Source organism: Streptomyces sp. KL116D (assembly GCF_030766975.1).
Classification (GTDB): domain Bacteria; phylum Actinomycetota; class Actinomycetes; order Streptomycetales; family Streptomycetaceae; genus Streptomyces; species Streptomyces longispororuber_A.
Genome location: NZ_JASERH010000142.1, coordinates 141,959 through 165,378, shown reverse-complemented (window position 1 = coordinate 165,378; position 23,420 = coordinate 141,959). Strand labels below are relative to the sequence as shown.

The following is a 23,420-nucleotide window of genomic DNA, read 5'->3' as shown; positions in this document are numbered from 1 at the left end:
ATTCCGACCGTATGACGTCGAGTGCGCTCCAGGTCAACCGGCGCCGCCGGCGACGGACGGCATCAGGTGCCCTTCCGGCCGCTCGCGCCGGTGAGTCCGGCGACGGTCCCCAGCTGCTTCCACCTGCCGTCCACCCGCCGGTCGACCCACACGGGCCGGTTCTGCGCGCGGTGGTCCTTGAACGAGTAGTGCCCGAGCAGGCCGTCCACCTCGACGTCCTCCAGACCGGCACGCAACCGCGTCCGCACCGTGTCCAGTTCACCGACCCCCGGCCGGTCGCCGGCCAGTGTCCTGTCGACGCCCGCGGCGACGGCGAGCGTCGCGTCGTACAGTTCGGCCGTCCCCCGGTCCGTCAGCCAGTCGCGCATCTCGGCGGAGACGGAGCACAGCCGCGGGAAGTCCGCGCAGTCCGGCTTCTGCCGCTCGTCGCTGAACGTGCGGAACCGCAGCGTGCCGTCGGGCAGTTCCGCGTCGTGGCGGTCGTACATCTGCCGGTCCTCAAGGGTGTCGCAGGCGTTCGCGTACGCGTTCCGGACGGCGAGTCGCTCGCCGCGCTCCTTCAGCGCGGCGATCCGGTCCTCGTCGTCGTGGCCCGGCAGGTCGCTGACGACGACGGCATCCGGCTCCTTCTTCGTGAAGTCCCGCAGGAACTCGTCGACGGGCACGTCGCTCCCCGGCCGGTCGAGCGCCGGGAACGCCGTCAGACCGGAGGCGCGCAGACCGTGCCCGAACGTGTCCTTGTCGCTGTACGAGGTGTCCCAGTGGTAGTCCGCCGCGTCCATCACCCGGTCCATGGCGAACGCCCCGCGCAGATAGCGGCCCGCCTGCCGCCCGGCCTCGAAGTCGGTGGCGGGCATCCCGTACGTGCCGTCGCCGGCGGCCCAGCGGGCATTGCACACGTCGACCACGGCCATCCCGGTGTCGTAGTCGTCCAGGTCCGACACGTCTCCGAGCAGGGCGAGCGTCTCCGGGTGGCGGTCGACGACGGTGGCGCCGGGCGACTCGTCGTCCTCGCTCACCACCACCACGTCCAGCGGCACCTTGTGCTTCGACCGTCGCTCCGCCTCGGCCAGCGCCGCCCGCACGACCTGCTCCCGGATCCGCATGAGCTCCCCGTCCCGCTCACCGCTGCGGTGCGCGAGCGCGATGGTGTACGCGTCCGGGGGGCCGGTCGGCCGCGGCGCGGGCGGCGGACCGGCGACCGCACCGCCGTCCGCCGATTCGCCCCCGGACGACTGGCGCAGTTCGACCCCGGCCGTGACACCGACGGCCAGCAGCGCCGCGGCGATCCCGAGCACGAGCCCGCGGCGGGAGCGGCGCACGGGCGGCGGGGGAGCGGCGGGCGGGGTCCTGGCGACGACGTGCGGGACGGTGCGGTGGGGGCGGTCGTCCTCGGGGGCCGGATCCGGCACGGCGCGCGCGGGCCCGGAGGCGGCCTGGGCTGCCGGGCCGGACGGCTCCTGCGGTCCCGGCGTCTTCGACACGTTCGTCGGCACCTCCGTCGACGGACGTGCCGACGGAGGTGCCGACGGAGATGTCGACGGAGCGTCCGCCGGGGCCGACACGGCCAGCACCCGCTCCAGGGCGGCCCGTGCGTCGGCGGGCCGCTCGTCCGGCTCCTTCGCCATCAGGTCGAGCACCAGCCGGTCCACGGCGGGCCCCACTCCGGAGCGCGCCCGGCTCGGCCGCAGCGGCACGTCGTGCAGGTGGTTGAACATCACGCCCGCCGCGTCCCCCACGAACGGCGGCCGCCCGACGAGCAGTTCGTACAGCACGCACCCCACGGCGTACAGATCGGTCCTGGCGTCCCCCGCGCCGTCCCTGAACCGCTCCGGCGCCATGTACTGCACGCTACCGAACGGCAGCTGACCGGTGTGCGTCAGCCGCGGGTCGGCGGCGCGGTACGCCACGTAGCGCGCGATGCCGAAGTCCACGATGCGGGCCCGCGAGGCGTCGCCCTCCCCGGACACCATGATGTTGGCCGGTTTGATGTCGCGGTGCACGACGCCCGCCGCGTGCGCGACGGCGAGCCCCCGGCACACGTCGGCGGTCCACCGCAGCGCGTCCGCCACGGGCACCCGCACGTCGTCCCGGAGGATCTCCTGGAGCGTCCGCCCCTCCACCAGCGCCATGACGAGGTACGGACGCGCCCCGTCGGTGCCGTGGTCGTGCACCGCGACCACGTGCGGGCTGTCGATGGCGGCGGCGACCCGCGCCTCCCGGCGGAACCGCGCCAGCGCCTCGCCGTCCTCGCCCGCCCCGCTGTCCGACGGCCCGGCGCGCAGCACCTTGACGGCGACGTCCCGCCCCAGCTCGTGGTCGCGGGCCCGCCACACCTCGCCCATCCCGCCGGACCCGATGACCTCGACCAGCTCGTACCGCCCGTTGAGCCGACGCCCACGCACCCCGTTCCCCCTCCGCAGACCGTGCAGTGCCGTCGAGCGTAGTGGGCGGGGCGGACAACACCCGGGGCCGGAGGGGCGAACCGTCAGTCGCCGACGGCGAGTTCGCCGCTGAGGCGGCGGTGCAGGTGCGCGCTGGGTTCGTTCAGACCGATGATCTCGACCTGCTTGCCGCGCTGCGCGTACTTCGCCTCGATCGCGTCGAGGGCGGCGACGGACGACGCGTCCCAGACGTGCGTGCCGGACAGGTCGATGACGACCTTCGCGGGGTCCGTGGCGTACGCGAACCGCGTCACCAGGTCGTTCGACGAGGCGAAGAACAGCTCGCCGGACACCCGGTAGACGACCTGACCGCCGTCCGGATCGACGACCGCGGTGACCTCGGCGAGGTGGGCGACCCGCCGGGCGAAGACCACCATCGCGGTGACGGTGCCGACGACGACACCGATGGCGAGGTTGTGGGTGGCGACCACGACGGCCACGGTGAGCAGCATGACCGCGATCTCCCCGGCCGGCATCCGCCGGAGCGTCCGCGGGGCGATCGAGTGCCAGTCGAACGTCGCGAACGACACCATCACCATCACGGCGACCAGCGCGGCCATCGGGATGTCGGAGACGACCGGCCCGAAGACGATGCACAGCACCATCAGGAAGGCGCCCGCGAGGAACGTCGACAGCCGGGTCCTGGCACCCGACACCCGTACGTTGATCATGGTCTGGCCGATCATGGCGCAGCCGCCCATGCCGCCGAAGAAGCCGGTCACGATGTTGGCGATGCCCTGTCCGACGGACTCGCGGGTCTTGTCGGACCTGGTGTCGGTGATGTCGTCCACCAGCTTCGCCGTCATCAGCGACTCCATCAGGCCGACCAGGGCCATGGCGAGCGCGTACGGGGCGACCGTGGTGAGCGTGTCGAGGGTGAACGGCACGTCGGGCAGCCCGGGCACCGGCAGCGCCGACGGCAGCTCGCCCTTGTCGCCGACCGTCGGCACCGCGATCGCCGCGCCGACCGTGACGACGGTCAGGACGACGATGGAGACCAGCGGCGCCGGGACCACCTTGGTGACCTTGGGGAAGAACACCATGAGGGCGAGCCCGGCCGCGATGAGCGGATAGACGGGCCACGGCACGTCGGTCATCTCCGGCAGCTGCGCCATGAAGATCAGCACGGCGAGGGAGTTGACGAAGCCGACCATCACGCTGCGCGGCACGAACCGCATCAGCCGGGCCACCCCGAGCGCGCCGAGGACGATCTGGAAGACGCCCGCCAGGATCACGCAGGCGACCAGGTACCCGAAGCCGTGCTCCCGGTTGAGCGGGGCGATGACGAGGGCGACGGCACCGGTCGCCGCGGAGATCATCGCGCGCCGCCCGCCGACGACCGAGATCGTCACGGCCATGGTGAAGGACGCGAACAGGCCGATCGCCGGATCGACCCCCGCGATGACCGAGAACGAGATCGCCTCGGGGATCAGGGCGAGCGCGACGACGAGTCCGGCGAGGACCTCCGTGCGCCACACCTTCGGGTCGGAGATCCAGTCGGGCCGGAGGCCGCGCAGCAGCGCGGTGGGGGAGAGCGCGGGGGCAGACAAGAGAAGCGGTACCTGTCGTGATCGGAGGCGGGCCCGGCCACCGGATAGGGGTGTGAGGGGCGCGAGGGGGCGAGGGGCGTGGCATGCGTGCGGGAGGTCGCAGAAGGACCGTGTCGGCCCTGGCGCGGCGCAGACTCTACCCTAACGTTAGGGTAGAGATCGCGGCCGTTCCGGCCGGGGCGGGCGGAACGGCGTGGAAGGCGGGCGCGTGAGCGGCGGGCACATGCAGATCGGCGAGGTCGCCGTGCGGACGGAGCTGTCCCTGCGCACCATCCGGCACTACGAGGACTCCGGCCTCGTCATTCCGTCGGCCCGCTCCCAGGGCGGCTTCCGCCTCTACACGGAGGCCGACGTCGCCCGCCTCATGGTCGTCCGCCGCATGAAGCCGCTCGGCTTCAGCCTCGACGAGATGCGCGACCTGCTCGCGGCCACCGACCGCCTCGACTCCGGGGACCGGCTGCCCGACGACGAGCGCGAGCGGCTCCTCGGCCGCGTACGGGACTTCGAGCAGGCGGCGCAGCGCCGGGTGGCCGATCTGCGCACCCAGCTGGCCCGCGCCGAGGAATTCGCCGCCACGCTGCGGCGCCGCCTCCCGTAACTCCCGACGAGAACTCCTGACGAGAAATCCCGACGAGCCGGCCGGGTCCACGGGCTCCCGGACGTCAGCACCTCGATCACTCGATTGCATAAACGTGCAGCGAGACGTATAGTCATGCCATCGAGGAGGAGGGTTCCATGGTGGTACGTGCGGCGGTGGCCGGTGCGAGTGGATACGCGGGCGGAGAAGTGCTGCGACTGCTGCTCGCCCACCCCGAGGTGGAGATCGGCGCCCTGACGGGCAACTCGAACGCGGGGCAGCGCCTGGGCGCGCTCCAGCCCCACCTGTTCCCGCTCGCCGACCGCGTCCTCCAGGAGACCACCGCCGAGGCCCTCGCCGGCCACGACGTCGTGTTCCTGGCGCTGCCGCACGGGCAGTCCGCGGCCGTCGCCGAGCAGCTCGGTCCCGACGTCCTCGTCGTCGACATGGGCGCCGACTTCCGGCTGAAGGACGCCGCCGACTGGGAGAAGTTCTACGGCAGCCCGCACGCGGGCACCTGGCCGTACGGCCTTCCCGAACTGCCGGGCGGCCGCGCCGCGCTGGAGGGGTCCAAGCGCATCGCGGTGCCCGGTTGCTACCCGACGGCGGTCTCGCTCGCGCTCGTCCCGGCGTACGGGGCGGGGCTCGTCGAGGACGAGGCCGTGATCGTCGCCGCCTCCGGTACCTCGGGCGCGGGCAAGGCGGCCAAGCCGCACCTGCTCGGCAGCGAGGTCATGGGCAGCATGTCGCCGTACGGCGTGGGCGGCGGTCACCGGCACACCCCCGAGATGATCCAGAACCTCGGCGCGGCCGCGGGCCACCCGGTCTCCGTCTCCTTCACGCCGACCCTCGCACCGATGCCGCGCGGCATCCTCGCCACCTGCAGCGCCAAGGCCAAGGACGGCGTCACCGCCGAGTCCGTGCGCGCCGCGTACGAGAAGGCGTACGGCGACGAGCCGTTCGTGCACCTGCTGCCCGAGGGCCAGTGGCCCGCCACGGCCGCGGTGTACGGGTCGAACGCGGTGCAGGTCCAGGTCGCGTACGACGAGGCGGCCGGCCGCGTCATCGTGATCAGCGCCATCGACAACCTCACCAAGGGCACCGCCGGCGGTGCCGTCCAGTCCATGAACATCGCCCTCGGTCTCGACGAGACCACCGGGCTCTCGACGATCGGAGTCGCGCCGTGAGTGTGACGGCAGCCAAGGGATTCCAGGCCGCGGGCATCGCCGCCGGAATCAAGGAGAGCGGCAACCCGGACCTGGCCCTCGTGGTCAACCGCGGGCCCCGCCTGGCGGCCGCGGGCGTCTTCACCTCGAACCGCGTGAAGGCCGCCCCGGTCCTCTGGTCCGAGCAGGTCCTCAAGGGCGGACTCGTCTCCGCCGTCGTCCTCAACTCCGGTGGGGCCAACGCCTGCACGGGCCCCAAGGGCTTCCAGGACACGCACGCCACGGCCGAGAAGGTCGCGGAGGTCCTCGATCTGAACGCGGGGGAGGTCGCCGTCGCCTCCACCGGACTCATCGGCGTCCTGCTGCCGATGGACAAGCTGCTGCCGGGCGTCGAGACCGCCGCGGGACAGCTCTCCGAGCACGGCGGCGAGAAGGCCGCCATCGCCATCAAGACCACCGACACCGTGCACAAGACCGCGGTGTTCCAGGGCGACGGCTGGACCGTCGGCGGCATGGCGAAGGGCGCCGGCATGCTGGCCCCCGGCCTCGCCACCATGCTGGTCGTCCTCACCACCGACGCCGGCCTCGACAGCGAGGTGCTCGACAGGGCGCTGCGCGACGCCACCCGCCTCACCTTCGACCGGGTCGACTCCGACGGCTGCATGTCGACGAACGACACGGTGCTGCTGCTCGCCTCCGGCGCGGCCGACGTCACCCCGGAGTACGCGGAGTTCGCCGAGGCCGTCCGCGTGGTCTGCGACGACCTGGGGCGCCAGCTCATCGGGGACGCCGAGGGCGCCAGCAAGGACATCAAGGTCGAGGTGATCAACGCCGCGAGCGAGGAGGACGCCGTCGAGGTGGGCCGCTCCATCGCGCGGAACAACCTCCTCAAGTGCGCCATCCACGGCGAGGACCCCAACTGGGGCCGGGTCCTCTCCGCGATCGGCACCACGAAGGCCGCCTTCGAGCCGGACGAGCTGAACGTCGCGATCAACGGCGTGTGGGTCTGCAAGAACGGCGGAGTGGGCGAGGACCGCGACAAGGTCGACATGCGCTACCGGGAGGTCGTCGTCACCGCCGACCTCGCCGCGGGCACCGAGACCGCGACGATCTGGACCAACGACCTGACCGCGGACTACGTCCACGAGAACAGCGCGTACTCGTCATGAGCGAACCCGACAAGACAGTGCAGCCCGGCGCGCGGAAGCACACCGCGCTGCCCAAGGCGCAGACCCTCATCGAGGCGCTGCCCTGGCTGACCCGGCACCACGGCAAGACCGTCGTCATCAAGTTCGGCGGAAACGCCATGATCGACGAGGAGTTGAAGGCCGCGTTCGCGCAGGACGTCGTCTTCCTGCACCACGCCGGTCTCAAGCCGGTCGTGGTGCACGGCGGCGGCCCGCAGATCAGCAAGGCCCTCGACCGGCACGGCATCGTCAGCGAGTTCAAGGCGGGCCTGCGCGTCACCACCGAGGACGCCATGGACGTCGTCCGGATGGTGCTCGCCGGACAGGTCCAGCGCGAGCTCGTCGGCCTGCTCAACCAGCACGGCCCGCTCGCCGTCGGCCTCACCGGCGAGGACGCCCACACCATCACCGCCACCAAGCACCGGCCCCGCATCGAGGGCGAGCTGGTCGACATCGGCCGCGTCGGCGAGATCACCGAGATCGACACCGGCGCCATCGAGGCCCTGCTCGCCGACGGCCGCATCCCGGTCGTCTCCTCGATCGCCCGCTCCCAGGACGACCACCATGTCTACAACGTCAATGCTGATACGGCGGCTGCGGCACTCGCTGCTGCGCTGGACGCCGAGACCCTGATGGTGCTGACCGACGTCGAGGGCCTCTACGAGGACTGGCCCCACTCCGACGAGGTCATCAGCCGGCTCACCGCCACCGAGCTCGAAAAGCTGCTCCCGGACCTGGCGAGCGGCATGGTCCCGAAGATGGAGGGCTGCCTGCACGCCGTGCGCAACGGCGTGCACACGGCCCGCGTCATCGACGGCCGGGTCCAGCACTCGATCCTGCTGGAGATCTTCACGGACGAAGGCATCGGCACGATGGTCGTGGCCGACGCGGAGGGGGAGACGCACTGATGGGCGGCACCGCAAAGAACGCGGAGTTGACGACGCGCTGGCAGGGCGCGCTGATGAACAACTACGGCACGCCCCGGCTGCCCCTCGTGAAGGGCGCGGGCGCCCGGCTGTGGGACGCCGACGACAAGGAGTACCTGGACTTCGTCGGCGGCATCGCGGTCAACGCGCTGGGCCACGCCCACCCCGCGGTCGTCGAGGCCGTCGCCACCCAGATCGGCTCCCTCGGCCACGTCTCGAACCTCTTCATCGCCGAGCCGCCCGTCGCCCTCGCCGAGCGGCTCCTGCAGCTCTTCGGCCGGGACGGCGCGGTCTACTTCTGCAACTCGGGCGCCGAGGCCAACGAGGGCGCGTTCAAGCTCGGCCGGCTCACCGGCCGGCGCCACATGGTCGCCACCACCGGCGGCTTCCACGGCCGGACCATGGGCGCCCTCGCGCTGACCGGCCAGCCCGGCAAGCAGGATGGTTTCACCCCGCTCCCGGGCGACGTCACGCACGTCCCGTACGGAGACGTGGACGCGCTCAGGGCGGCCGTCACCGAGGAGACGGCCTTCGTCATCATCGAGCCCATCCAGGGCGAGAACGGCGTGGTCGTGCCGCCCGCGGGCTACCTCAAGGCCGCCCGCGAGATCACCCGCGCCACCGGCACGCTGCTCGTCCTCGACGAGGTGCAGACCGGCGTCGGCCGGACCGGGCACTGGTTCGCGTACCAGGCGGACGAGGGCATCGAGCCGGACGTCGTGACGCTCGCCAAGGGCCTCGGCGGCGGACTGCCGCTCGGCGCGACCATCGCGTTCGGCGAGGCGGCGCACCTCCTCAAGCCCGGACAGCACGGCACGACGTTCGGCGGCAACCCCGTCGCCTGCGCCGCCGGCCTGGCCGTCCTCGACACGATCGCGGGCGAGGGCCTCCTGGAGAACACCAAGGGCGTCGGCGAGCGGCTGACGGCCGGAATCGAATCCCTTGGCCACCCGCTGATCAGCCACGTCAGGGGCGCCGGGCTCCTGCTGGGTATCGTGCTCACGGGGCCGCGCGCACCCGCGGTGCAGCAGGCGGCCCAGGACGCGGGCTTCCTGGTGAACGCGCCCGCACCCGACGTCGTCCGGCTGATGCCCCCGCTGAACCTGACCGACGCCGAGGCGGACGCGTTCCTCACGGCGCTGCCCGCGGTCCTGGACGCGGCAGCGGCCGACGGGGAAGGACGATCCTGAGGAATGGGACGACGACGATGAGCAGCAAAGCGGAGAGAGACCTGCAGGCCGCGTCGAACGCGGCGCTGGCTCACGGCCCCGCCGTACCGCAGACACGCACCGCGCGTCACCGCCGGATCGTGGACATCCTCAACCGGCAGCCGGTGCGCTCGCAGAGCCAGCTGGCGAAACTGCTGTCCGACGACGGGCTGAGCGTCACCCAGGCCACGCTCTCCCGTGACCTGGACGAGCTCGGCGCGGTCAAGATCCGCAACACCGGCGGCGAGCTGATCTACGCCGTGCCCAGCGAGGGCGGCTTCCGCACCCCGCAGGCCCCGCTCGGCGAGTCGGCGAAGGAGGAGCGCATGCGCCGCCTCGCCGGTGAACTGCTCATCTCCGCCGAGGCGTCGGCGAACCTGGTGGTGCTCCGCACGCCGCCGGGCGCGGCCCAGTTCCTCGCCTCGGCGATCGACCAGGCCGAACTGCACGTCATCCTCGGCACGATCGCCGGTGACGACACGCTGATGCTGATCAGCCGGGACCCGGCGGGCGGTCAGGCGCTGGCGGACCACATGCTGCGCCTGGCGCAGAACGAGCACTGACGCGGACGCGGCCGGGGCTTCACTCCTCGGCCGCGGCCCGCGCCCGGTAGGACATCCACGCCGCGACCAGCGCGCCCGACACGTTGTGCCAGACCGAGAAGACGGCCGCGGGCAGGGCCGCCAGCGGGCTGAAGTGGGCCGTGGCCAGGGACGCCGCGAGGCCCGAGTTCTGCATGCCGACCTCGAAGGCCATCGCCCGCGACGCCGGCTTCCCGAGCCGCGCCACCTTCCCCGCGCCGTACCCGAGGGCCAGGCCGAGCCCGTTGTGCAGCACCACGGCCAGCAGCACCAGCGCGGCCGCCGACTTGATCGCGTCGGCGCTGCCCGCCACCACCACGGCCACGATCACGGCGACGGTGAGCGCCGACAGCCACGGCAGCACCGGCAGCACCCGGTCCACGAACCGGCCGAGCAGCAGCCGCACCACGACGCCCGCGACGACCGGCAGCAGCACGGTCTTCAGGATGTCCGTCATCATCGACCCGGCGTCCACCGGCAGGTACTCGCCCGCGAGCAGCAGTGTCAACGGCGGGGTGATCAGCGGCGCGAGCACGGTGGAGACCGTCGCGACGGACACCGACAGGGCCACGTCACCGCGCGCGAGATACGTGACGACGTTCGACGCCGTGCCGCTGGGCGCGCAGCCGACGAGGATCACACCGGCCGCCAACTGCGGTGACAGGCCCAGCGCGTGGGCGATCAGCCAGCCGAGCCCCGGCATGATCACATAGTGCGCCACGAGGCCGAGCCCCACGGCCCAGGGGCGCCGGGCGACGCCCCGGAAGTCGTCGAGCGACATGGTGAGACCCATGCAGAACATCACCGTGCCGAGCAGATACGGCACGTTCGTCCCCCAGCCGGCGAAGGTGCCGGGGGCGGCGAGGCCCCAGGCGCCCGCGAGGAGCACGAGGACGGGAAAGACGGTGACCGCGAGCCGGGCCGCCCGGTCGGCGGTCGCGGTTCCGGTCGTGTCGGTGGCGGGTGGGGTCGTGTGTTCGGTTTCGCTGTGCACCGGGCGATGCAACGTCTCCGTGCCGGGGGCACGCAACCGCGTCTCGATATGTGGTCGCTACACGCGTATCAGTACCGGGTGATCGCCGTCGCCCCGCCGGTCGTCCCGATCGCCATGTGGGGCGCCCGCCCCGGCTTCGCCCAGGCCAGGATCCGCCGCATGTCCGCCTTCGGCACCGAGACGCAACCGGCCGTCGCCGCGCGCCCGTTGACGTGCAGGAAGATGCCCGCGCCGCGGCCGCGCACCGGGCGGTGGTAGTTGAAGCCGATGACGAGCGCGTGCGCGTACTGCGTGCCGTAGTCGGCGAGGTGCTCGGACTCGGCGGCCCGGCAGTCGGCGGGGCGGGGCTGGGTCCAGCGGTTGTAGGAGCGGGAGTCGTTGTCCTGGCACCACCACGAGGAGCGCTGGACCCGCCGGTACGCCACCGTCGTGCCGCCCGGCGCCGCCACGGTGCCGAACGCGAACGGCAGGTCGTACAGGCCGGCCGGCGTGGTGTTCGTGCCCTGCGCGCGGCGCGAGCCCTCGACGAGCCCCTTCGCGCCGAACCGCGCGGGCGCCGAACCCGCCTTCACCCAGCGGCCGTTCGCCCGGCGGTCCCACCAGGTGACGGTGCCGGTGGTGGCGGACGCGCGGGGCGCCTCGGCGGTGACGAGCTGGCTGCCGCCGCCGGTGTCCGCCATCCGGGCGGGCAGCGGAGCGGACGCGGCGCCGCCCGGCGGGGCGGCACCGAGCGCGACGACGGACACGACGAAAGCGGCGATACCTGCTCGCAAAGGGCGCATGCTTCAGAACGTAGCGGGTGGCAACGGCAGGGGCAGCCCCGGAAGTCCGTCCATGCTCCGCCCGATGTACTCCTTCTTCTGGAAGTACGCGTCGAGCGCCTCGTCGTCCTTGCGGGCGAAGTAGTCACCGTGGAGCGTGCGCTCCTCGTCGTACGTCATGTAGGGCACGGCGAATCCGCAGGTGTCCCGGACGTGTTCGGCGTGCACGACGATGATCGCGCGCAGGCCGCTGCGGGTCACGTCGACGTCCTCGAAGTGCCCGAGCAGCTCCGTGAACCGCGGGTCGTCACGGAAGACCGGCTCGCCGCGGCCGTGCACCCGGACGATGTTCGGCGGCCCCTGGAACGCGCACCACATGAGCGTGATCCGGCCGTTCTCGCGGAGGTGGGCGATGGTCTCCGCGTTCGACCCGGCGAAGTCGAGGTAGGCGACGGTGTGTTCGTCGACGACGGCGAAGGAGCCCTTGAGGCCCTTGGGGGACAGGTTGACCGTGCCGTCGCCGGACAGCGGCGCGGTCGCCGTGAAGAAGACCGGCTGCTCCTCGATGAAACTGCGCAGCCGGCCGTCTATGCGTTCGTAGCTCTTTCCCATGCGGGAATTATGGGCGTCGCCGGGGCGGGCGAATCGTGTGGATCGTACGGACGTCCCGGCGGGCCGCACGTCCGCGTCGATTGACGAATCATGCAGAGTTCTGCATACTCATGCATGACACCCACCGGCTTGAGGAGCAGAGCACGTGAGCAGCAACACCGGCGATGTCCGCCTCTGGGGTGGCCGGTTCGCCGACGGTCCCGCCGAGGCCCTGGCGAAACTCTCCGCCTCCGTCCACTTCGACTGGCGCCTCGCCCCGTACGACATCGCGGGCTCCCGCGCCCACGCGCGCGTGCTCCACAAGGCGGGGCTGCTCACCGAGGACGAGCTGACCCGCATGATCGCCGGGCTCGACCAGCTGGAGTCCGACGTCGCGGACGGCTCCTTCGTGGGCACCATCGCCGACGAGGACGTGCACACCGCCCTTGAGCGCGGCCTGCTGGAGCGCCTCGGTCCGGACCTCGGCGGCAAGCTGCGCGCGGGACGTTCCCGCAACGACCAGGTGGCGACGCTCTTCCGGATGTACCTGCGGGACCACGCCCGTGTCATCGGCGGTCTGATCGCCGACCTCCAGGAGGCCCTCGTCGGTCTCGCCGAGGCGCACGCGGACGTCGCCATGCCGGGCCGGACGCACCTCCAGCACGCCCAGCCGGTGCTCTTCGCCCACCAGATGCTGGCGCACGTCCAGCCGCTGTCCCGGGACGCCGAGCGGCTGCGGCAGTGGGACGAGCGGACGGCCGTCTCGCCGTACGGGTCCGGCGCGCTGGCCGGCAGCAGCCTCGGCCTCGACCCGGAGGCCGTCGCGCAGGACCTCGGCTTCGAGCACGGCTCCGTCGCCAACTCCATCGACGGCACGGCCTCCCGTGACTTCGTCGCCGAGTTCGCCTTCATCACGGCGATGATCGGTGTGAACCTCTCCCGCATCGCGGAGGAGATCATCATCTGGAACACGAAGGAGTTCTCCTTCGTCACCCTCCACGACGCCTTCTCCACCGGCTCGTCGATCATGCCGCAGAAGAAGAACCCGGACATCGCCGAGCTGGCGCGCGGCAAGTCCGGCCGCCTCATCGGCAATCTGACGGGCCTGATGGCCACGCTCAAGGCGCTGCCGCTCGCGTACAACCGCGACCTCCAGGAGGACAAGGAGCCGGTCTTCGACTCCTGCGACCAGCTGGAGGTCCTGCTCCCCGCGTTCACCGGCATGATGGCCACGCTCACGGTCAACCGGGAGCGGATGGAGGAGCTCGCCCCGGCCGGCTTCTCGCTCGCCACCGACATCGCCGAGTGGCTGGTGAAGCAGGGCGTCCCGTTCCGTGTCGCCCACGAGGTCGCCGGCGAGTGCGTGAAGGTCGCCGAGGCCGAGGGCAAGGAGCTGGACGAGCTCACCGACGAGCAGTTCGGCAAGATCTCCGAGCACCTCACCCCCGAGGTCCGCACGGTCCTGAACGTGCCGGGTGCCCTCGCCTCCCGCTCCGGCCGCGGCGGCACCGCGCCGAGCGCGGTCGCCGTCCAGCTCGCCGAGGTCAAGCAGGACCTCACGGTGCAGCGCGCCTGGGCCGACGCCAAGAAGTAGCCCCCGCGGCCGTACGCAGGGCCCGGTTCGTCCATCCGTGGACGGGCCGGGCCCTGTTGTCGTGCGGGGGCGGGGATCAGCGGCGGGCCCGCGCCCCGCTCCCGTAGCTCGACAGGTCGAGCAGCAGGCCGAACAGCACCACGACCCAGCCGATGCCGCGCACCCCGGTGACCGGCGCGTACGCGAACACGTACCCGAGCGTCGTCCACGGCAGCAGGATCAGCCCGGCGAGCGGCAGCAGGACGCCGCTGAAGGCCCGGTCCACCAGGTTCGTGAACAGCCAGGTGATCACCAGGGCGACGCGCGGTCCGATGGCCGCCATCGCGGCGAAGATGCAGCACCCCATGCCGGTACCTCCCGAGAGACCTCACCGTCCCGACAGTCGTAACACCGGGTGACCGGACGGGCCACCGGAGTGGCGAGACAGAAAGCCGCGAGAAAAGGATGAGACATCAATGTCTCATCTGGTCTACTCTTGTCTCATGTCAGTCGATCGCGAACAGGTCCTGCGCAGTGCCGCGGCCCTGCTCACCCGCAAGTCCACGGCCACGATGGACGAGGTCGCCCGCTCCGCGGGCATCAGCCGCGCCACCCTGCACCGGCACTTCGCGGGCCGCGACGCCCTCGTCCGCGCCCTGGAGGAGCTGGGCATCCAGGAGTGCGAGGCGGCGCTCGACCGGGCCCGTCTCGACGAGGGCCGGGCCGAGGACGCGCTGCGCCGGCTCATCGGCGAGATCGAGTCCTGCGCACCCCTGCTCGCCTTCCTCGTCACGGAGAACCAGCTGTTCGAGGGCGACGAGCAGCACGCGGGCTGGGCCCATCTGGACGCCCTCATCGCCGCGCTGTTCCGGCGCGGCCAGGAGGCGGGGGAGTTCCGCATCGACCTGACACCCGCCTGGCTGACCGAGGCGCTGTACGGCCTCGTCGGCGGCGGCGCCTGGGCCGTGATGGACGGCCGCGTGGCGGCGAAGGACTTCCAATACATGATCGCCGAGCTGCTGCTCGGCGGCGCACGACGGAGCGTGGAACCATGACCGGCACACAACAGCGCACCCCCGCGGCGGAGGTGGTGGCGCGCCCCGGCCGGTGGCTCGCCCTCTCCGTCCTCGTGCTGGCCGTGCTGCTCGTCGCCGTGGACGCGACGGTCCTCGGCCTCGCGACCCCGTACATCAGCGAGGACCTCAAGCCCTCCGGCACCCAGCTGCTGTGGATCGGCGACGTCTACTCGTTCGTCATCGCCGGTCTGCTCGTCTCCATGGGCAGCCTCGGCGACCGCATCGGCCGCAAGAAGCTGCTGCTCATCGGTGCCGTCGCCTTCGGCGCGGTCTCGGTGCTCAACTCCTACGCCACCACACCGGAGTTGATGATCCTGGCGCGCGCCCTGCTGGGTGTCGCCGGTGCGACGCTGATGCCGTCCACCCTGGCGCTGATCCGCAACATCTTCCACGACCCGCGCGAGCGCTCGCTCGCCGTCGGCATCTGGGGCGCCATGGCGTCCGCCGGTGCGGCGGTCGGGCCGGTCGTCGGCGGCTTCCTGCTCGAACACTTCTGGTGGGGCTCGGTCTTCCTGATCAACCTGCCCGTGATGGCGATCCTGGTCGTCGTCGGCATCAAGCTCATCCCCGAGTCGAAGAACCCGGTGCCCGGTCCCTGGGACCTCGCGAGCGTCGTGCTCTCCCTGGTCGGCATGATCGGCGTCGTCTACGCCATCAAGGAAGCGGCGGCGCACGGCTTCCGCTGGGACGTGGCGGTGTCCGCGGTCCTCGGTGTGGCGGCCCTCGTCACCTTCGTCCGGCGCCAACTCACGCTCAAGTCGCCCCTGCTGGACATGCGCCTGTTCCGCAACCGCGGCTTCTCCGGCGCCGTCCTGGCCGACCTCCTGACGATCCTCGGACTCGCGGGCCTGATCTTCTTCCTGTCCCAGTTCCTCCAACTGGTCCAGGGGCGGCAGCCGTTCGAGGCGGGCCTCGCCGAACTGCCCGCCGCCGTGGGGGCGGTGGCGGCCGGTCTGGTCGCCGGTGTCGTGGCGCGCCGCTTCTCGGTGCGCGCCGTGGTGGCGGGCGGCCTCGCGGCCGTCGGCCTGGCCCTGGCGGCCCTCACGACGCTGAGCCAGTCGACCGGCTACCCGCTGCTTGGCGCGGTGCTGCTGGTCGTCGGCGTGGGCGCGGGCTTCTCGTTCACGGTCACGGCGGACGTGATCCTGTCCAGCGTGCCCAAGGAGCAGGCGGGCGCGGCGTCGGCGGTCTCCGAGACGGCGTACGAACTCGGCGCGGCCCTCGGCATCGCCCTGCTCGGCTCGATCGTCACGGGCGTCTACGCGGGCTTCACGGCTCCGCCGGGCACCCCGGCGGACGTCGCGGCGGCGGCCCACGAATCGCTGGGCGGCGCGGTCGAATCGGCGTCGGGCCTCCCGGCCGCACAGGCCCAGGAACTGCTGACCTCGGCCCAGACGGCCTTCGTGGACGGCCTCCAGGTCGCCGCGGGCGTCGGCGCGGCGGTCCTCCTGACGACGGCGGTGGCGGCCTGGTTCATGCTCCGAGGCCAATCCCTGGAATCCTGACCACCCCCGCCTTGGGCAATCTGCCGCCTGGGGCGGCAGGGTGGGCAAGGCGGCCCCCGGTGCGGCGGGTCAGAACCGCGGGGCTGCGCCCCGGAACGGCGAAAGGCCCGGCCCACCGGAATCAACCGGTGGGCCGGGCCCACATCGCCGTAGAAACGCTTACGCGGCCTTCGCCTTCGTGGCGTACATGTCGACGTACTCCTGACCGGACAGCCGCATGACCTCGGCCATCACGGAATCGGTCACGGCCCGCAGCACGTACCGGTCGCGCCCCATCCCGTCGTACCGCGAGAACTCCATCGGCTCGCCGAACCGCACGGTCACCCGCCCGGGCCGCGGCATCCCCGCCCCGCCCGGCTGCAGCTTGTCCGTGCCGATCATGGCGAAGGGCACGACGGGCGCCCCCGTCATCAGGGTCAGTCGCGCGATGCCGGTCCGGCCGCGGTACAGCCGGCCGTCGGGGGAGCGGGTGCCCTCCGGGTAGATACCGAAGATGTTGCCCTCCTCCAGGATGCGGCGGCCGGTCATCAGCGCCGCCACACCCCCGTTGGCACCGTCCCGGTCGACCGGGATCATGCCGACCCCGGTGAAGAACCACGCCATGAGGCGGCCCTTGAGAGACGTGCCGGTGACGTACTCGTCCTTACCGATGAAGCACACCTGCCGGTCGCAGACGAGCGGCAGGATCATCGAGTCGATGAAGGTCAGGTGGTTGCCCGCCAGAATGACGGGGCCGTTCCCCGGGATGTTCTCGGCGCCTTCCACCCGTGGGCGGAACATCAGGCGCATGATCGGTCCGAGCACTGCCTTGATGAGCGCGAAGCGGGACAACGGGCCCTCCGGTGTCAGGGATGGACTGGGAATGTACGTGGGTCTGTGCAGGTGAGGACGATACTCGCGGCCGGGTACCCGGCGCACATCGGGGTTCACGGACTGGATACGCAGAGTTGACCCTCGTTTGCCTCCCGTTGATGTGCAGGTGACACCCAGGAGTCACCTCGCATCACCCCGCCGTTCCGCACGGGGTCTCCCGTTCGTCACTCCTGTCCACCTACCATCGGTCCCGCTTTGACAGGTGCAAGGCAGTACTTGGTGGGAGGAGTGCTCCATGGGGAACGAGAAGGCACAGGCGGCACACGAGGCGCAGGCCGGCGGCACGATGGGACGCCGTTCGCTGCTCGGTGCGGCCGTGCTCGGCGCGGGCGCGGCCGCCCTCGCCGTGCCCGGCACGGCAAGAGCCGCCGACCGCGACAGTGGTGGGAATCACTCGGGCCAGGGCTACAAGAGCCTGCCCGTCCCGACGATCGTCGCGCACCGCGGCACCAGCGGCTACCGGCCCGAGCACACGCTCGGCTCCTACCAGTTGGCGCTCGACATGGGTGCGCACGTCATCGAGGCCGGTGACATCGTCCCGACCAAGGACGGTCACCTCGTATGCCGTCACGAGCCGGAAATCGGCGGCACCACCGATGTCTCGGCCCACACCGAGTTCGCGTCCCGCAAGACCACGAAGGTCATCGACGGGGTCTCCACGACCGGCTGGTTCACCGAGGACTTCACGCTCGCCGAGCTGAAGACGCTGCGCGCCAAGGAGCGCATCCCGGCGACGCGCCAGCACAACACCCTCTACGACGGCCGCTGGGAGATCCCCACCTTCGAAGAGGTCCTCAAGTGGCGCGCCGAGCAGAGCCGCAAGCGCGGCCGCGAGGTGTGGATCCACGTCGAGACCAAGCACCCCACCTACTTCCGCAAGATCGGCCTCGGCCTGGAGGAGCGGCTCGCCAAGCTGCTGCGCGCGTACGGCCTGCACAAGAAGAACTCCCCGGCGTTCCTGCAGTCCTTCGAGCCGACGAGCATCCAGCGCCTGAACAAGCTCGTCGACAACCCGCTCGTCGTCCTGCTCTCCACGGCGAACTCCCGCCCGGCGGACTTCGTCGAGATCGGGGACCCGCGCACCGTCGCCGACCTGATCACGCCCAAGGGCCTCGCGGAGATCGCGAGGTACGCGCAGGGCATCGGCCCGACCCTCGACCTGGTCATCCCGAAGGACGCGAGCGGCAAGCTGCTCCAGCCCACCACGCTCGTCAAGGACGCGCACGCCGCCGGGCTGATCCTGCACCCGTACACGATGCGCAACGAGAACACCTTCCTGCCCGCCGACTTCAAGAAGGGCACGGACCCGAACGCGTACGGGGACGCCTTCGGCGCCTTCAAGGCGTACTTCGCCACCGGGATCGACGGCATCTTCTCCGACAACTGCGACACCGCCCTCCTGGCCCGCGAGGACTTCGTCAACGGCTGACCGCCCGGCCCCGGTTGGAGTGACCCGCGGCCGCCCCGGCAACCACGAGCCGAGGCGGCCGCGTCCCGCCGGACATGAACGCACCGGACCCGAACGCACCCACGCACGACCTGGTCATCGAGACCCTGCGCCCCCTCCTCGCGGCGGAGGTCCGCGCCGAACTCCCCGCGGCCGCCGAGCCGCACGACCTCGAACAGGCCGTCTGGGTCCGCCTGTTGGAGCACCTCGGCACCCAGGGCCCGCCCCCCGACCCCGCCGCCTGGCTCACCGCCACGGTCCGCTCGGAGGCCCGCCGCCAGCGCCGTACGACCTTCCGTGAGCTCCCGTACGCCACCGAACCCGCCGCCGACACCGCCGAGTCGGACCCCGAACGCCGCGCCATCGCCCGGGAGCGGGCCGGCGCGCTGCACGCCGCGGTTCGCCGGCTGCCCGGACGCTGCCCCCGCCTCATCGGTGCGCTGCTGTCCCCGAAAGATCTCACTTACCGTGAAATCGCAGGCGAGTTGGGTATCTCACAGGGCAGCCTTGGGCCGGAACGTTCCAGATGTCTGGGATGCCTGCGCAGAATCATGGTTTCCGAGGTTGCGCCGACGTCCGGTAGGGGAAAAGGGTGAGGGACAACCGGCGGACAGGTGAGCGGGAGGCATGCACACATGGGCATGAGCGTGACCATCTCTGCGGCGACCGAAGCGGATGCCGAGCAGATCCTGAAGTTGCAGTACCTCTGCTACCAGAGCGAGGCACAGCTCTACGGGGACTACTCGATCGAGCCGCTCACACAGTCCCTCGACTCGGTGAGGGCCGAACTCGCGGGCGGAAAGGTCCTGGTGGCCCGGCTCGGCGACGAAGTGGTGGCGTCCGTGCGCGGCACGGTCGACGCCGACGGCACGGCCCGGATCAACAAGCTGATCGTGCACCCGCGCATGCAGCGCCACGGCCTGGGCGGCCGGCTCCTGTCGGCCATAGAGGCCGACCTCGGCACGACGGGCGCGACGAAGCGCTTCCAGCTGTTCACCGGCCACCGCAGCGAGCACAACCTGCGGCTCTACCGGAAGCACGGCTACGCCCAGGTGTCCACGAAGCGGGTCGACGAGCGGCTCACCCTGGTGACCCTGGCCAAGGACACCGAGGCGAACGCGTTCGCGGCGAGCGCCTGAGGCTCAGGCGGCGACGTCCGGCTGCTGCTGCCGCAGCACGCCCTTGCGCAGCCAGTACATGGCGGTGAGCGGCAGCAGGACCGGAATGAACAGATAGCCCATGCCGTAGTCCGACCACACGGTCGCGTCCGGGAACGCCGACGGCTCCACCAGCGTCCACGTCCCGACGATCAGCACGCCCGCCAGTTCCAGCGCACAGCACACGAACGCGGCCCGCCGCGCCGTGTCCCCGCCGCGCACCAGCGAGTACGTGATGAACCCGTAGACGATCCCGGCGATCGCGGACAGCGAGTACGCGAGCGGCGCCTTGTCGAACTCGGTGGAGATCTGCACGGCAGACCGCGACACGGCGCCGACCACCATCACGCCGTACAGCCACACCAGCAGCATGCCGGGTCCGCTGATCAGCCGGCGCCTGTCGGTGCCCTTGCCCGGTCCGGCGTCCTGTCTGTCGTCCGGTCCGGCGTTCTTCTCCGAAGAGGCCACGGCCATCTCATCCTCCCCAGATGTCGTAGAGGCGTACTTCGAGGACGGCGAGCACCACGCCGCCGGCGGCGACGGTGATCGAGCCCCAGCGGGTGCGCTCGGCGAGGGACATGAAGCCCGCCGCGGGAATGCACGCGAACGCCCCGATCAGATACGCCACGAAGATCGTCGTGCCCTGGTCCGGCTCCTCGCCCCGCGCCAGCTGCACGATCCCGACCACCAGCTGCGCCAGCGCGAGCACCGACACCACGGCCATGCCGATGAAGTGCCAGTCCTTGGTCGGCTGGTCGCGAGAGGCGGCGAAGCCGCACCAGGCCGCGAGCGCGAGCGCGGCGAGACCCGTCACCAGGGTCAGGACATCAAGCATGGCCGTGAGCCTATTACGGGCCAAAAGGCCCCGTGCGCCCGCCCCCGGGGCGCCCCGTACGCTCGGGAGACATGAAGATCCACGCTGACGCCCTGCTGTTCGACAACGACGGAACCCTCCTCTCGTCCATGGAGTCCGTCTACCGCTGCTGGACCCGCTGGGCGCAGGAGTACGGGATCACCGCCGAGGACTTCGCCGCCGTGGAACTGCACGGCCGCCCCGCCGCCGAGATCGCCGCCGACCTGCTGCCCGCCGACAAGGTCGCCGAGGCCGTGGCCCGGATCGAGGAGCTCGAGGTCGACGACGTGCCCAACGGCGGCACCCACGTCCTGCCCGGCACGCTCGACCTGCTCCGTTCCCTGCCCGACGGCCGGTGGGCCGTCGTCACCTCCGCCACCCGCCGCCTCGCCGAGGCCCGGCTCGCCGCCGTCGGCATCGAGCCGCCGCTGCTCATCGCCGCCGACGACATCACGCGCGGCAAGCCCGACCCCGAGCCGTTCCTGCTCGCCGCCGGGAAGCTCGGCGTGGACCCGGCCCGCTGCGTCGTCTTCGAGGACGCCCCCGCCGGGCTCACCGCGGGCCGGGCCGGCGGCATGCGGACCGTGGCCTTGGCCACAACGCACGAGGCCCACGAGCTCTCCGCCGACGTCGTGGTGAAGGACCTGTCGGCCGTGTCAGCACTGGCCACGGAGGCCGGGATCGAGATCACCGCAACCCCCTGACCGTCCCACGCACCCGTCCACCGCTGTCCGCTATTCGGACAGCGGTGGCGGTCCGGGACCTCACGTCTGCTTTACTTGCCCGCATGACCACGACGAGCAGCCGCACCCTTGCGACCGAGGCGACGATGACGCCCGGTGCTCGTTGTATGTGTCGAATGTGCGCCTTCTGAGGGCCCCCACCACGCCTGTTCTCGCGCCCCGAAGCGAGACCCGCGCGCCCTGTCCGTAGGGAGTGACTCCGCAGGGAGAAACCGCTCGACTACGTGACCGGGTCTGCCCCGCGCACAGCTTCTCCGTACTGACAGCGACTGATCCAGTACTGGCACACGCCACCAGCGAGAGCCTGCCGCGCCCGGAAACTCCGCAAGTTCCCGAACGAATGCCCCGTGCCCGGCGCCACCCGTGTCGCGCACTCGACAGCTACGGAAACCCACGTGATCACCACCCAGGGCCTCACCAAGGTCTACCGCTCGCGCGGCCGCGAGGTCACCGCCCTCGACGGCGTCGACCTGCACGTGCGCGAAGGCGAGGTGTACGGCGTCATCGGCCAGTCCGGCGCCGGCAAGTCCTCGCTGATCCGCTGTGTGAACCTGCTGGAACGCCCCACGTCCGGCACCGTCACCGTGGCCGGCCAGGACCTCACCGCCCTCGCCGGCCGCGGACCGCGGGCCGGCCGGGAGCTGCGCGAGGCGCGCAGCCGCATCGGCATGGTCTTCCAGCACTTCAACCTGCTGTCCTCGCGCACCGTCCAGGACAACATCGAGCTGCCGCTCGAAATCCTCGGCAAGTCGGGGAAGGAACGTTCCGCCAAGGCGCTGGAACTGCTCGACCTCGTCGGCCTCGCCGACAAGGCCAAGTCCTACCCGGCCCAGCTCTCCGGCGGCCAGAAGCAGCGCGTCGGCATCGCCCGCGCGCTGGCCGGCGACCCGAAGGTGCTGCTCTCCGACGAGGCGACGTCCGCCCTCGACCCGGAGACCACCCGCTCCATCCTCCAGCTGCTGCGCGACCTCAACCAGCAGCTCGGCCTCACCGTCCTGCTCATCACGCACGAGATGGACGTCGTCAAGACCGTCTGCGACTCCGCCGCCCTGATGGAGCGCGGGCAGATCGTCGAGTCCGGCACCGTCAGCGAGCTCCTCGCGACGCCCGGCTCCGAACTCGCCGCCGCGCTCTTCCCGGTCAGCGGCGACGCCTCCGGCACCGACCGCACCGTCATCGACGTCACCTTCCACGGTGAGTCCGCGACGCAGCCGGTCATCTCGCAGCTGTCGCGCACGTACAACATCGACATCTCGATCCTGGGCGCCGCGATGGACACCGTCGGCGGCAAGCAGGTCGGCCGGATGCGCATCGAACTGCCCGGCCGCTACGAGGACAACGTCGTGCCGATCGGGTTCCTGCGCGAACAGGGCCTCCAGGTCGAGATACAGGGCAACCAGGACGGCCGGTCCGTACTGCTGAAGGAAGGTGTCACCAAGTGACCTGGTCGGAGATGCAGCCGCTGCTGTCCCAGGCGTGTTGGGACACCCTCTACATGGTCGGCTGGTCCACGCTGATCGCCGTCGTCGTCGGCCTGCCGCTCGGCGTCCTGCTCGTGCTCACGGACCGGGGCGGGCTGCTGCAGAACGCCCTGGCGAACAAGCTCATCGGGCAGCTCGTCAACGTCGTCCGCTCGATGCCGTTCATCGTCCTGATGCTCGCGCTGACGGCCTTCACCCGCTGGGTCGTCGGCACCAGCATCGGCCGCGAGGCCGCCATCGTGCCGCTCGCCATCGGCGCCATCCCCTTCTTCGCGCGCCTCGTCGAGACGTCCGTGCGCGAGGTGGACCGCGGCCTGGTCGAGGCCGTGCAGTCGATGGGCGGCAACACCTGGACCGTCGTCCGCAAGGTCTTCGTGCCCGAGTCGCTGCCGTCGCTGATCTCCGCGACCACGACCACGATCGTCGCGATCATCGGCTACTCCGCGATGGCCGGCACGGTCGGCGCGGGCGGCCTCGGCGACGTCGCCATCCGCTACGGCTACCAGCGCTTCGAGGCGACCCTGATGTGGATCGTCGTGGCCGTCCTCGCGGTCGCCATCGCGATCATCCAGTTCGCCGGCGACAGCGCGGCCCGCGTCCTGCACCGCCGCGCCGGCAAGGGCGGCGAGCCGTTCCGCTTCCGTCTGTTCGGCGGCTTCCTGCCCGCCGGTCCCGTCAGCGCCGAGGCCACGCCGGCCAAGAACCGCTGACCCCCGTAATCCCCAGA

At 71.5% G+C, this 23,420-nt stretch carries 24 protein-coding genes; 15 read left to right on the top strand and 9 right to left on the bottom strand.

Features of this window, described 5'->3' with window-relative positions:
- Positions 1-62: 62 nt before the first annotated feature.
- Positions 63-2,405: a protein kinase gene (locus tag RBJ77_RS55655; protein WP_372351984.1), complete on the bottom strand. Its 2,343-nt coding sequence runs from the start codon at positions 2,403-2,405 to the stop codon at positions 63-65.
- 83 nt (positions 2,406-2,488) lie between these two features.
- Positions 2,489-3,994: a SulP family inorganic anion transporter gene (locus tag RBJ77_RS55650; protein WP_372351983.1), complete on the bottom strand. Its 1,506-nt coding sequence runs from the start codon at positions 3,992-3,994 to the stop codon at positions 2,489-2,491.
- A gap of 208 nt (positions 3,995-4,202) precedes the next feature.
- Here RBJ77_RS55650 and RBJ77_RS55645 point away from each other — a divergent pair, with 208 nt between their 5' ends.
- The 6 genes from RBJ77_RS55645 to RBJ77_RS55620 all read left to right on the top strand — a co-directional run bounded on the left by RBJ77_RS55645 (position 4,203) and on the right by RBJ77_RS55620 (position 9,621).
- A complete protein-coding gene (locus tag RBJ77_RS55645; RefSeq protein WP_372351982.1) occupies positions 4,203-4,592 on the top strand; it encodes a MerR family transcriptional regulator in 390 nt (129 codons plus the stop codon).
- A gap of 137 nt (positions 4,593-4,729) precedes the next feature.
- On the top strand, positions 4,730-5,758 hold the full coding sequence (argC, locus tag RBJ77_RS55640) for an N-acetyl-gamma-glutamyl-phosphate reductase (RefSeq protein ID WP_372351981.1): 1,029 nt from the start codon (positions 4,730-4,732) through the stop codon (positions 5,756-5,758).
- The gene (gene argJ / locus RBJ77_RS55635) at positions 5,755-6,906 is read left to right on the top strand and encodes a bifunctional glutamate N-acetyltransferase/amino-acid acetyltransferase ArgJ (RefSeq protein ID WP_372351980.1); all 1,152 of its coding nucleotides are present in this window, start codon (positions 5,755-5,757) and stop codon (positions 6,904-6,906) included. The genes argC and argJ overlap by 4 nt, the downstream gene beginning before the upstream one ends.
- Entirely contained in the window at positions 6,903-7,832 is a 930-nt protein-coding gene (argB, locus tag RBJ77_RS55630; protein ID WP_372351979.1) for an acetylglutamate kinase, read from the top strand. The genes argJ and argB overlap by 4 nt, the downstream gene beginning before the upstream one ends.
- Positions 7,832-9,040, top strand: a complete 1,209-nt coding sequence (locus RBJ77_RS55625) for an acetylornithine transaminase (protein WP_372351978.1) — start codon at positions 7,832-7,834, stop codon at positions 9,038-9,040. The genes argB and RBJ77_RS55625 overlap by 1 nt, the downstream gene beginning before the upstream one ends.
- Positions 9,041-9,057: 17 nt before the next feature.
- Positions 9,058-9,621 (top strand): arginine repressor, encoded by a 564-nt coding sequence (locus tag RBJ77_RS55620; protein WP_255974525.1) that lies wholly within the window; start codon positions 9,058-9,060, stop codon positions 9,619-9,621.
- 19 nt (positions 9,622-9,640) lie between these two features.
- Here the strand turns inward: RBJ77_RS55620 and RBJ77_RS55615 are convergent, their stop codons facing one another.
- From RBJ77_RS55615 to RBJ77_RS55605, 3 genes are all read right to left on the bottom strand, one after another.
- The gene (locus RBJ77_RS55615; protein WP_372351977.1) at positions 9,641-10,633 is read right to left on the bottom strand and encodes a bile acid:sodium symporter family protein; all 993 of its coding nucleotides are present in this window, start codon (positions 10,631-10,633) and stop codon (positions 9,641-9,643) included.
- A 68-nt stretch (positions 10,634-10,701) separates the two neighbouring features.
- Complete coding sequence (locus RBJ77_RS55610; protein ID WP_372351976.1) at positions 10,702-11,415, bottom strand: L,D-transpeptidase; 714 nt, start codon at positions 11,413-11,415, stop codon at positions 10,702-10,704.
- Between the two features lie 3 nt (positions 11,416-11,418).
- Positions 11,419-12,006: a pyridoxamine 5'-phosphate oxidase family protein gene (locus tag RBJ77_RS55605; RefSeq protein WP_372351975.1), complete on the bottom strand. Its 588-nt coding sequence runs from the start codon at positions 12,004-12,006 to the stop codon at positions 11,419-11,421.
- A 145-nt stretch (positions 12,007-12,151) separates the two neighbouring features.
- On the opposite strand from RBJ77_RS55605, the gene argH reads away from it, so the two are divergent.
- Complete coding sequence (argH, locus tag RBJ77_RS55600; protein WP_372351974.1) at positions 12,152-13,579, top strand: argininosuccinate lyase; 1,428 nt, start codon at positions 12,152-12,154, stop codon at positions 13,577-13,579.
- Between the two features lie 76 nt (positions 13,580-13,655).
- Here the strand turns inward: argH and RBJ77_RS55595 are convergent, their stop codons facing one another.
- Positions 13,656-13,925, bottom strand: coding sequence for a hypothetical protein (locus RBJ77_RS55595; protein ID WP_255974509.1), 270 nt, complete (start codon positions 13,923-13,925; stop codon positions 13,656-13,658).
- Positions 13,926-14,061: 136 nt separating this feature from the next.
- Between RBJ77_RS55595 and RBJ77_RS55590 the strand changes: the two genes are divergently transcribed.
- On the top strand, positions 14,062-14,613 hold the full coding sequence (locus RBJ77_RS55590; protein ID WP_372351973.1) for a TetR/AcrR family transcriptional regulator: 552 nt from the start codon (positions 14,062-14,064) through the stop codon (positions 14,611-14,613).
- On the top strand, positions 14,610-16,139 hold the full coding sequence (locus tag RBJ77_RS55585) for an MFS transporter (RefSeq protein ID WP_372351972.1): 1,530 nt from the start codon (positions 14,610-14,612) through the stop codon (positions 16,137-16,139). Before RBJ77_RS55590 ends, RBJ77_RS55585 begins: the two co-directional genes overlap by 4 nt.
- A gap of 159 nt (positions 16,140-16,298) precedes the next feature.
- Here RBJ77_RS55585 and RBJ77_RS55580 read toward each other — a convergent pair whose 3' ends face one another.
- A complete protein-coding gene (locus RBJ77_RS55580; RefSeq protein ID WP_372352157.1) occupies positions 16,299-16,988 on the bottom strand; it encodes a lysophospholipid acyltransferase family protein in 690 nt (229 codons plus the stop codon).
- Between the two features lie 259 nt (positions 16,989-17,247).
- Between RBJ77_RS55580 and RBJ77_RS55575 the strand changes: the two genes are divergently transcribed.
- From RBJ77_RS55575 to RBJ77_RS55565, 3 genes are all read left to right on the top strand, one after another.
- The gene (locus tag RBJ77_RS55575; RefSeq protein ID WP_372351971.1) at positions 17,248-18,441 is read left to right on the top strand and encodes a glycerophosphodiester phosphodiesterase; all 1,194 of its coding nucleotides are present in this window, start codon (positions 17,248-17,250) and stop codon (positions 18,439-18,441) included.
- 74 nt (positions 18,442-18,515) lie between these two features.
- Complete coding sequence (locus RBJ77_RS55570) at positions 18,516-19,055, top strand: sigma-70 family RNA polymerase sigma factor (RefSeq protein ID WP_372351970.1); 540 nt, start codon at positions 18,516-18,518, stop codon at positions 19,053-19,055.
- A 39-nt stretch (positions 19,056-19,094) separates the two neighbouring features.
- Complete coding sequence (locus RBJ77_RS55565; RefSeq protein WP_255974499.1) at positions 19,095-19,598, top strand: GNAT family N-acetyltransferase; 504 nt, start codon at positions 19,095-19,097, stop codon at positions 19,596-19,598.
- A 3-nt stretch (positions 19,599-19,601) separates the two neighbouring features.
- Here the strand turns inward: RBJ77_RS55565 and RBJ77_RS55560 are convergent, their stop codons facing one another.
- Together RBJ77_RS55560 and RBJ77_RS55555 are read right to left on the bottom strand one after the other, a co-directional pair.
- The gene (locus tag RBJ77_RS55560) at positions 19,602-19,988 is read right to left on the bottom strand and encodes a hypothetical protein (protein WP_372352156.1); all 387 of its coding nucleotides are present in this window, start codon (positions 19,986-19,988) and stop codon (positions 19,602-19,604) included.
- A 103-nt stretch (positions 19,989-20,091) separates the two neighbouring features.
- Positions 20,092-20,451, bottom strand: coding sequence for a hypothetical protein (locus tag RBJ77_RS55555; protein WP_372351969.1), 360 nt, complete (start codon positions 20,449-20,451; stop codon positions 20,092-20,094).
- 71 nt (positions 20,452-20,522) lie between these two features.
- On the opposite strand from RBJ77_RS55555, the gene RBJ77_RS55550 reads away from it, so the two are divergent.
- The 3 genes from RBJ77_RS55550 to RBJ77_RS55540 all read left to right on the top strand — a co-directional run bounded on the left by RBJ77_RS55550 (position 20,523) and on the right by RBJ77_RS55540 (position 23,403).
- Positions 20,523-21,173: an HAD family hydrolase gene (locus RBJ77_RS55550; protein WP_372351968.1), complete on the top strand. Its 651-nt coding sequence runs from the start codon at positions 20,523-20,525 to the stop codon at positions 21,171-21,173.
- 434 nt (positions 21,174-21,607) lie between these two features.
- On the top strand, positions 21,608-22,654 hold the full coding sequence (locus RBJ77_RS55545; RefSeq protein WP_372351967.1) for a methionine ABC transporter ATP-binding protein: 1,047 nt from the start codon (positions 21,608-21,610) through the stop codon (positions 22,652-22,654).
- Positions 22,651-23,403 (top strand): methionine ABC transporter permease, encoded by a 753-nt coding sequence (locus RBJ77_RS55540; protein ID WP_372351966.1) that lies wholly within the window; start codon positions 22,651-22,653, stop codon positions 23,401-23,403. The genes RBJ77_RS55545 and RBJ77_RS55540 overlap by 4 nt, the downstream gene beginning before the upstream one ends.
- The last annotated feature ends 17 nt before the right edge of the window (positions 23,404-23,420 follow it).

Bases quoted from the DNA above. Each gene is read 5' to 3' on its own strand.
- argC (WP_372351981.1), top strand. From the start codon at position 4,730: ATGGTGGTACGTGCGGCGGTGGCCGGTGCGAGTGGATACGCGGGCGGA.
- argB (WP_372351979.1), top strand. From the start codon at position 6,903: ATGAGCGAACCCGACAAGACAGTGCAGCCCGGCGCGCGGAAGCACACC.
- RBJ77_RS55625 (WP_372351978.1), top strand. From the start codon at position 7,832: ATGGGCGGCACCGCAAAGAACGCGGAGTTGACGACGCGCTGGCAGGGC.
- RBJ77_RS55620 (WP_255974525.1), top strand. From the start codon at position 9,058: ATGAGCAGCAAAGCGGAGAGAGACCTGCAGGCCGCGTCGAACGCGGCG.
- RBJ77_RS55610 (WP_372351976.1), bottom strand. From the start codon at position 11,415: ATGCGCCCTTTGCGAGCAGGTATCGCCGCTTTCGTCGTGTCCGTCGTC.
- RBJ77_RS55605 (WP_372351975.1), bottom strand. From the start codon at position 12,006: ATGGGAAAGAGCTACGAACGCATAGACGGCCGGCTGCGCAGTTTCATC.
- RBJ77_RS55595 (WP_255974509.1), bottom strand. From the start codon at position 13,925: ATGGGGTGCTGCATCTTCGCCGCGATGGCGGCCATCGGACCGCGCGTC.
- RBJ77_RS55590 (WP_372351973.1), top strand. From the start codon at position 14,062: ATGTCAGTCGATCGCGAACAGGTCCTGCGCAGTGCCGCGGCCCTGCTC.
- RBJ77_RS55585 (WP_372351972.1), top strand. From the start codon at position 14,610: ATGACCGGCACACAACAGCGCACCCCCGCGGCGGAGGTGGTGGCGCGC.
- RBJ77_RS55575 (WP_372351971.1), top strand. From the start codon at position 17,248: ATGGGGAACGAGAAGGCACAGGCGGCACACGAGGCGCAGGCCGGCGGC.
- RBJ77_RS55570 (WP_372351970.1), top strand. From the start codon at position 18,516: ATGAACGCACCGGACCCGAACGCACCCACGCACGACCTGGTCATCGAG.
- RBJ77_RS55565 (WP_255974499.1), top strand. From the start codon at position 19,095: ATGGGCATGAGCGTGACCATCTCTGCGGCGACCGAAGCGGATGCCGAG.
- RBJ77_RS55560 (WP_372352156.1), bottom strand. From the start codon at position 19,988: ATGCTGCTGGTGTGGCTGTACGGCGTGATGGTGGTCGGCGCCGTGTCG.
- RBJ77_RS55555 (WP_372351969.1), bottom strand. From the start codon at position 20,451: ATGCTTGATGTCCTGACCCTGGTGACGGGTCTCGCCGCGCTCGCGCTC.
- RBJ77_RS55550 (WP_372351968.1), top strand. From the start codon at position 20,523: ATGAAGATCCACGCTGACGCCCTGCTGTTCGACAACGACGGAACCCTC.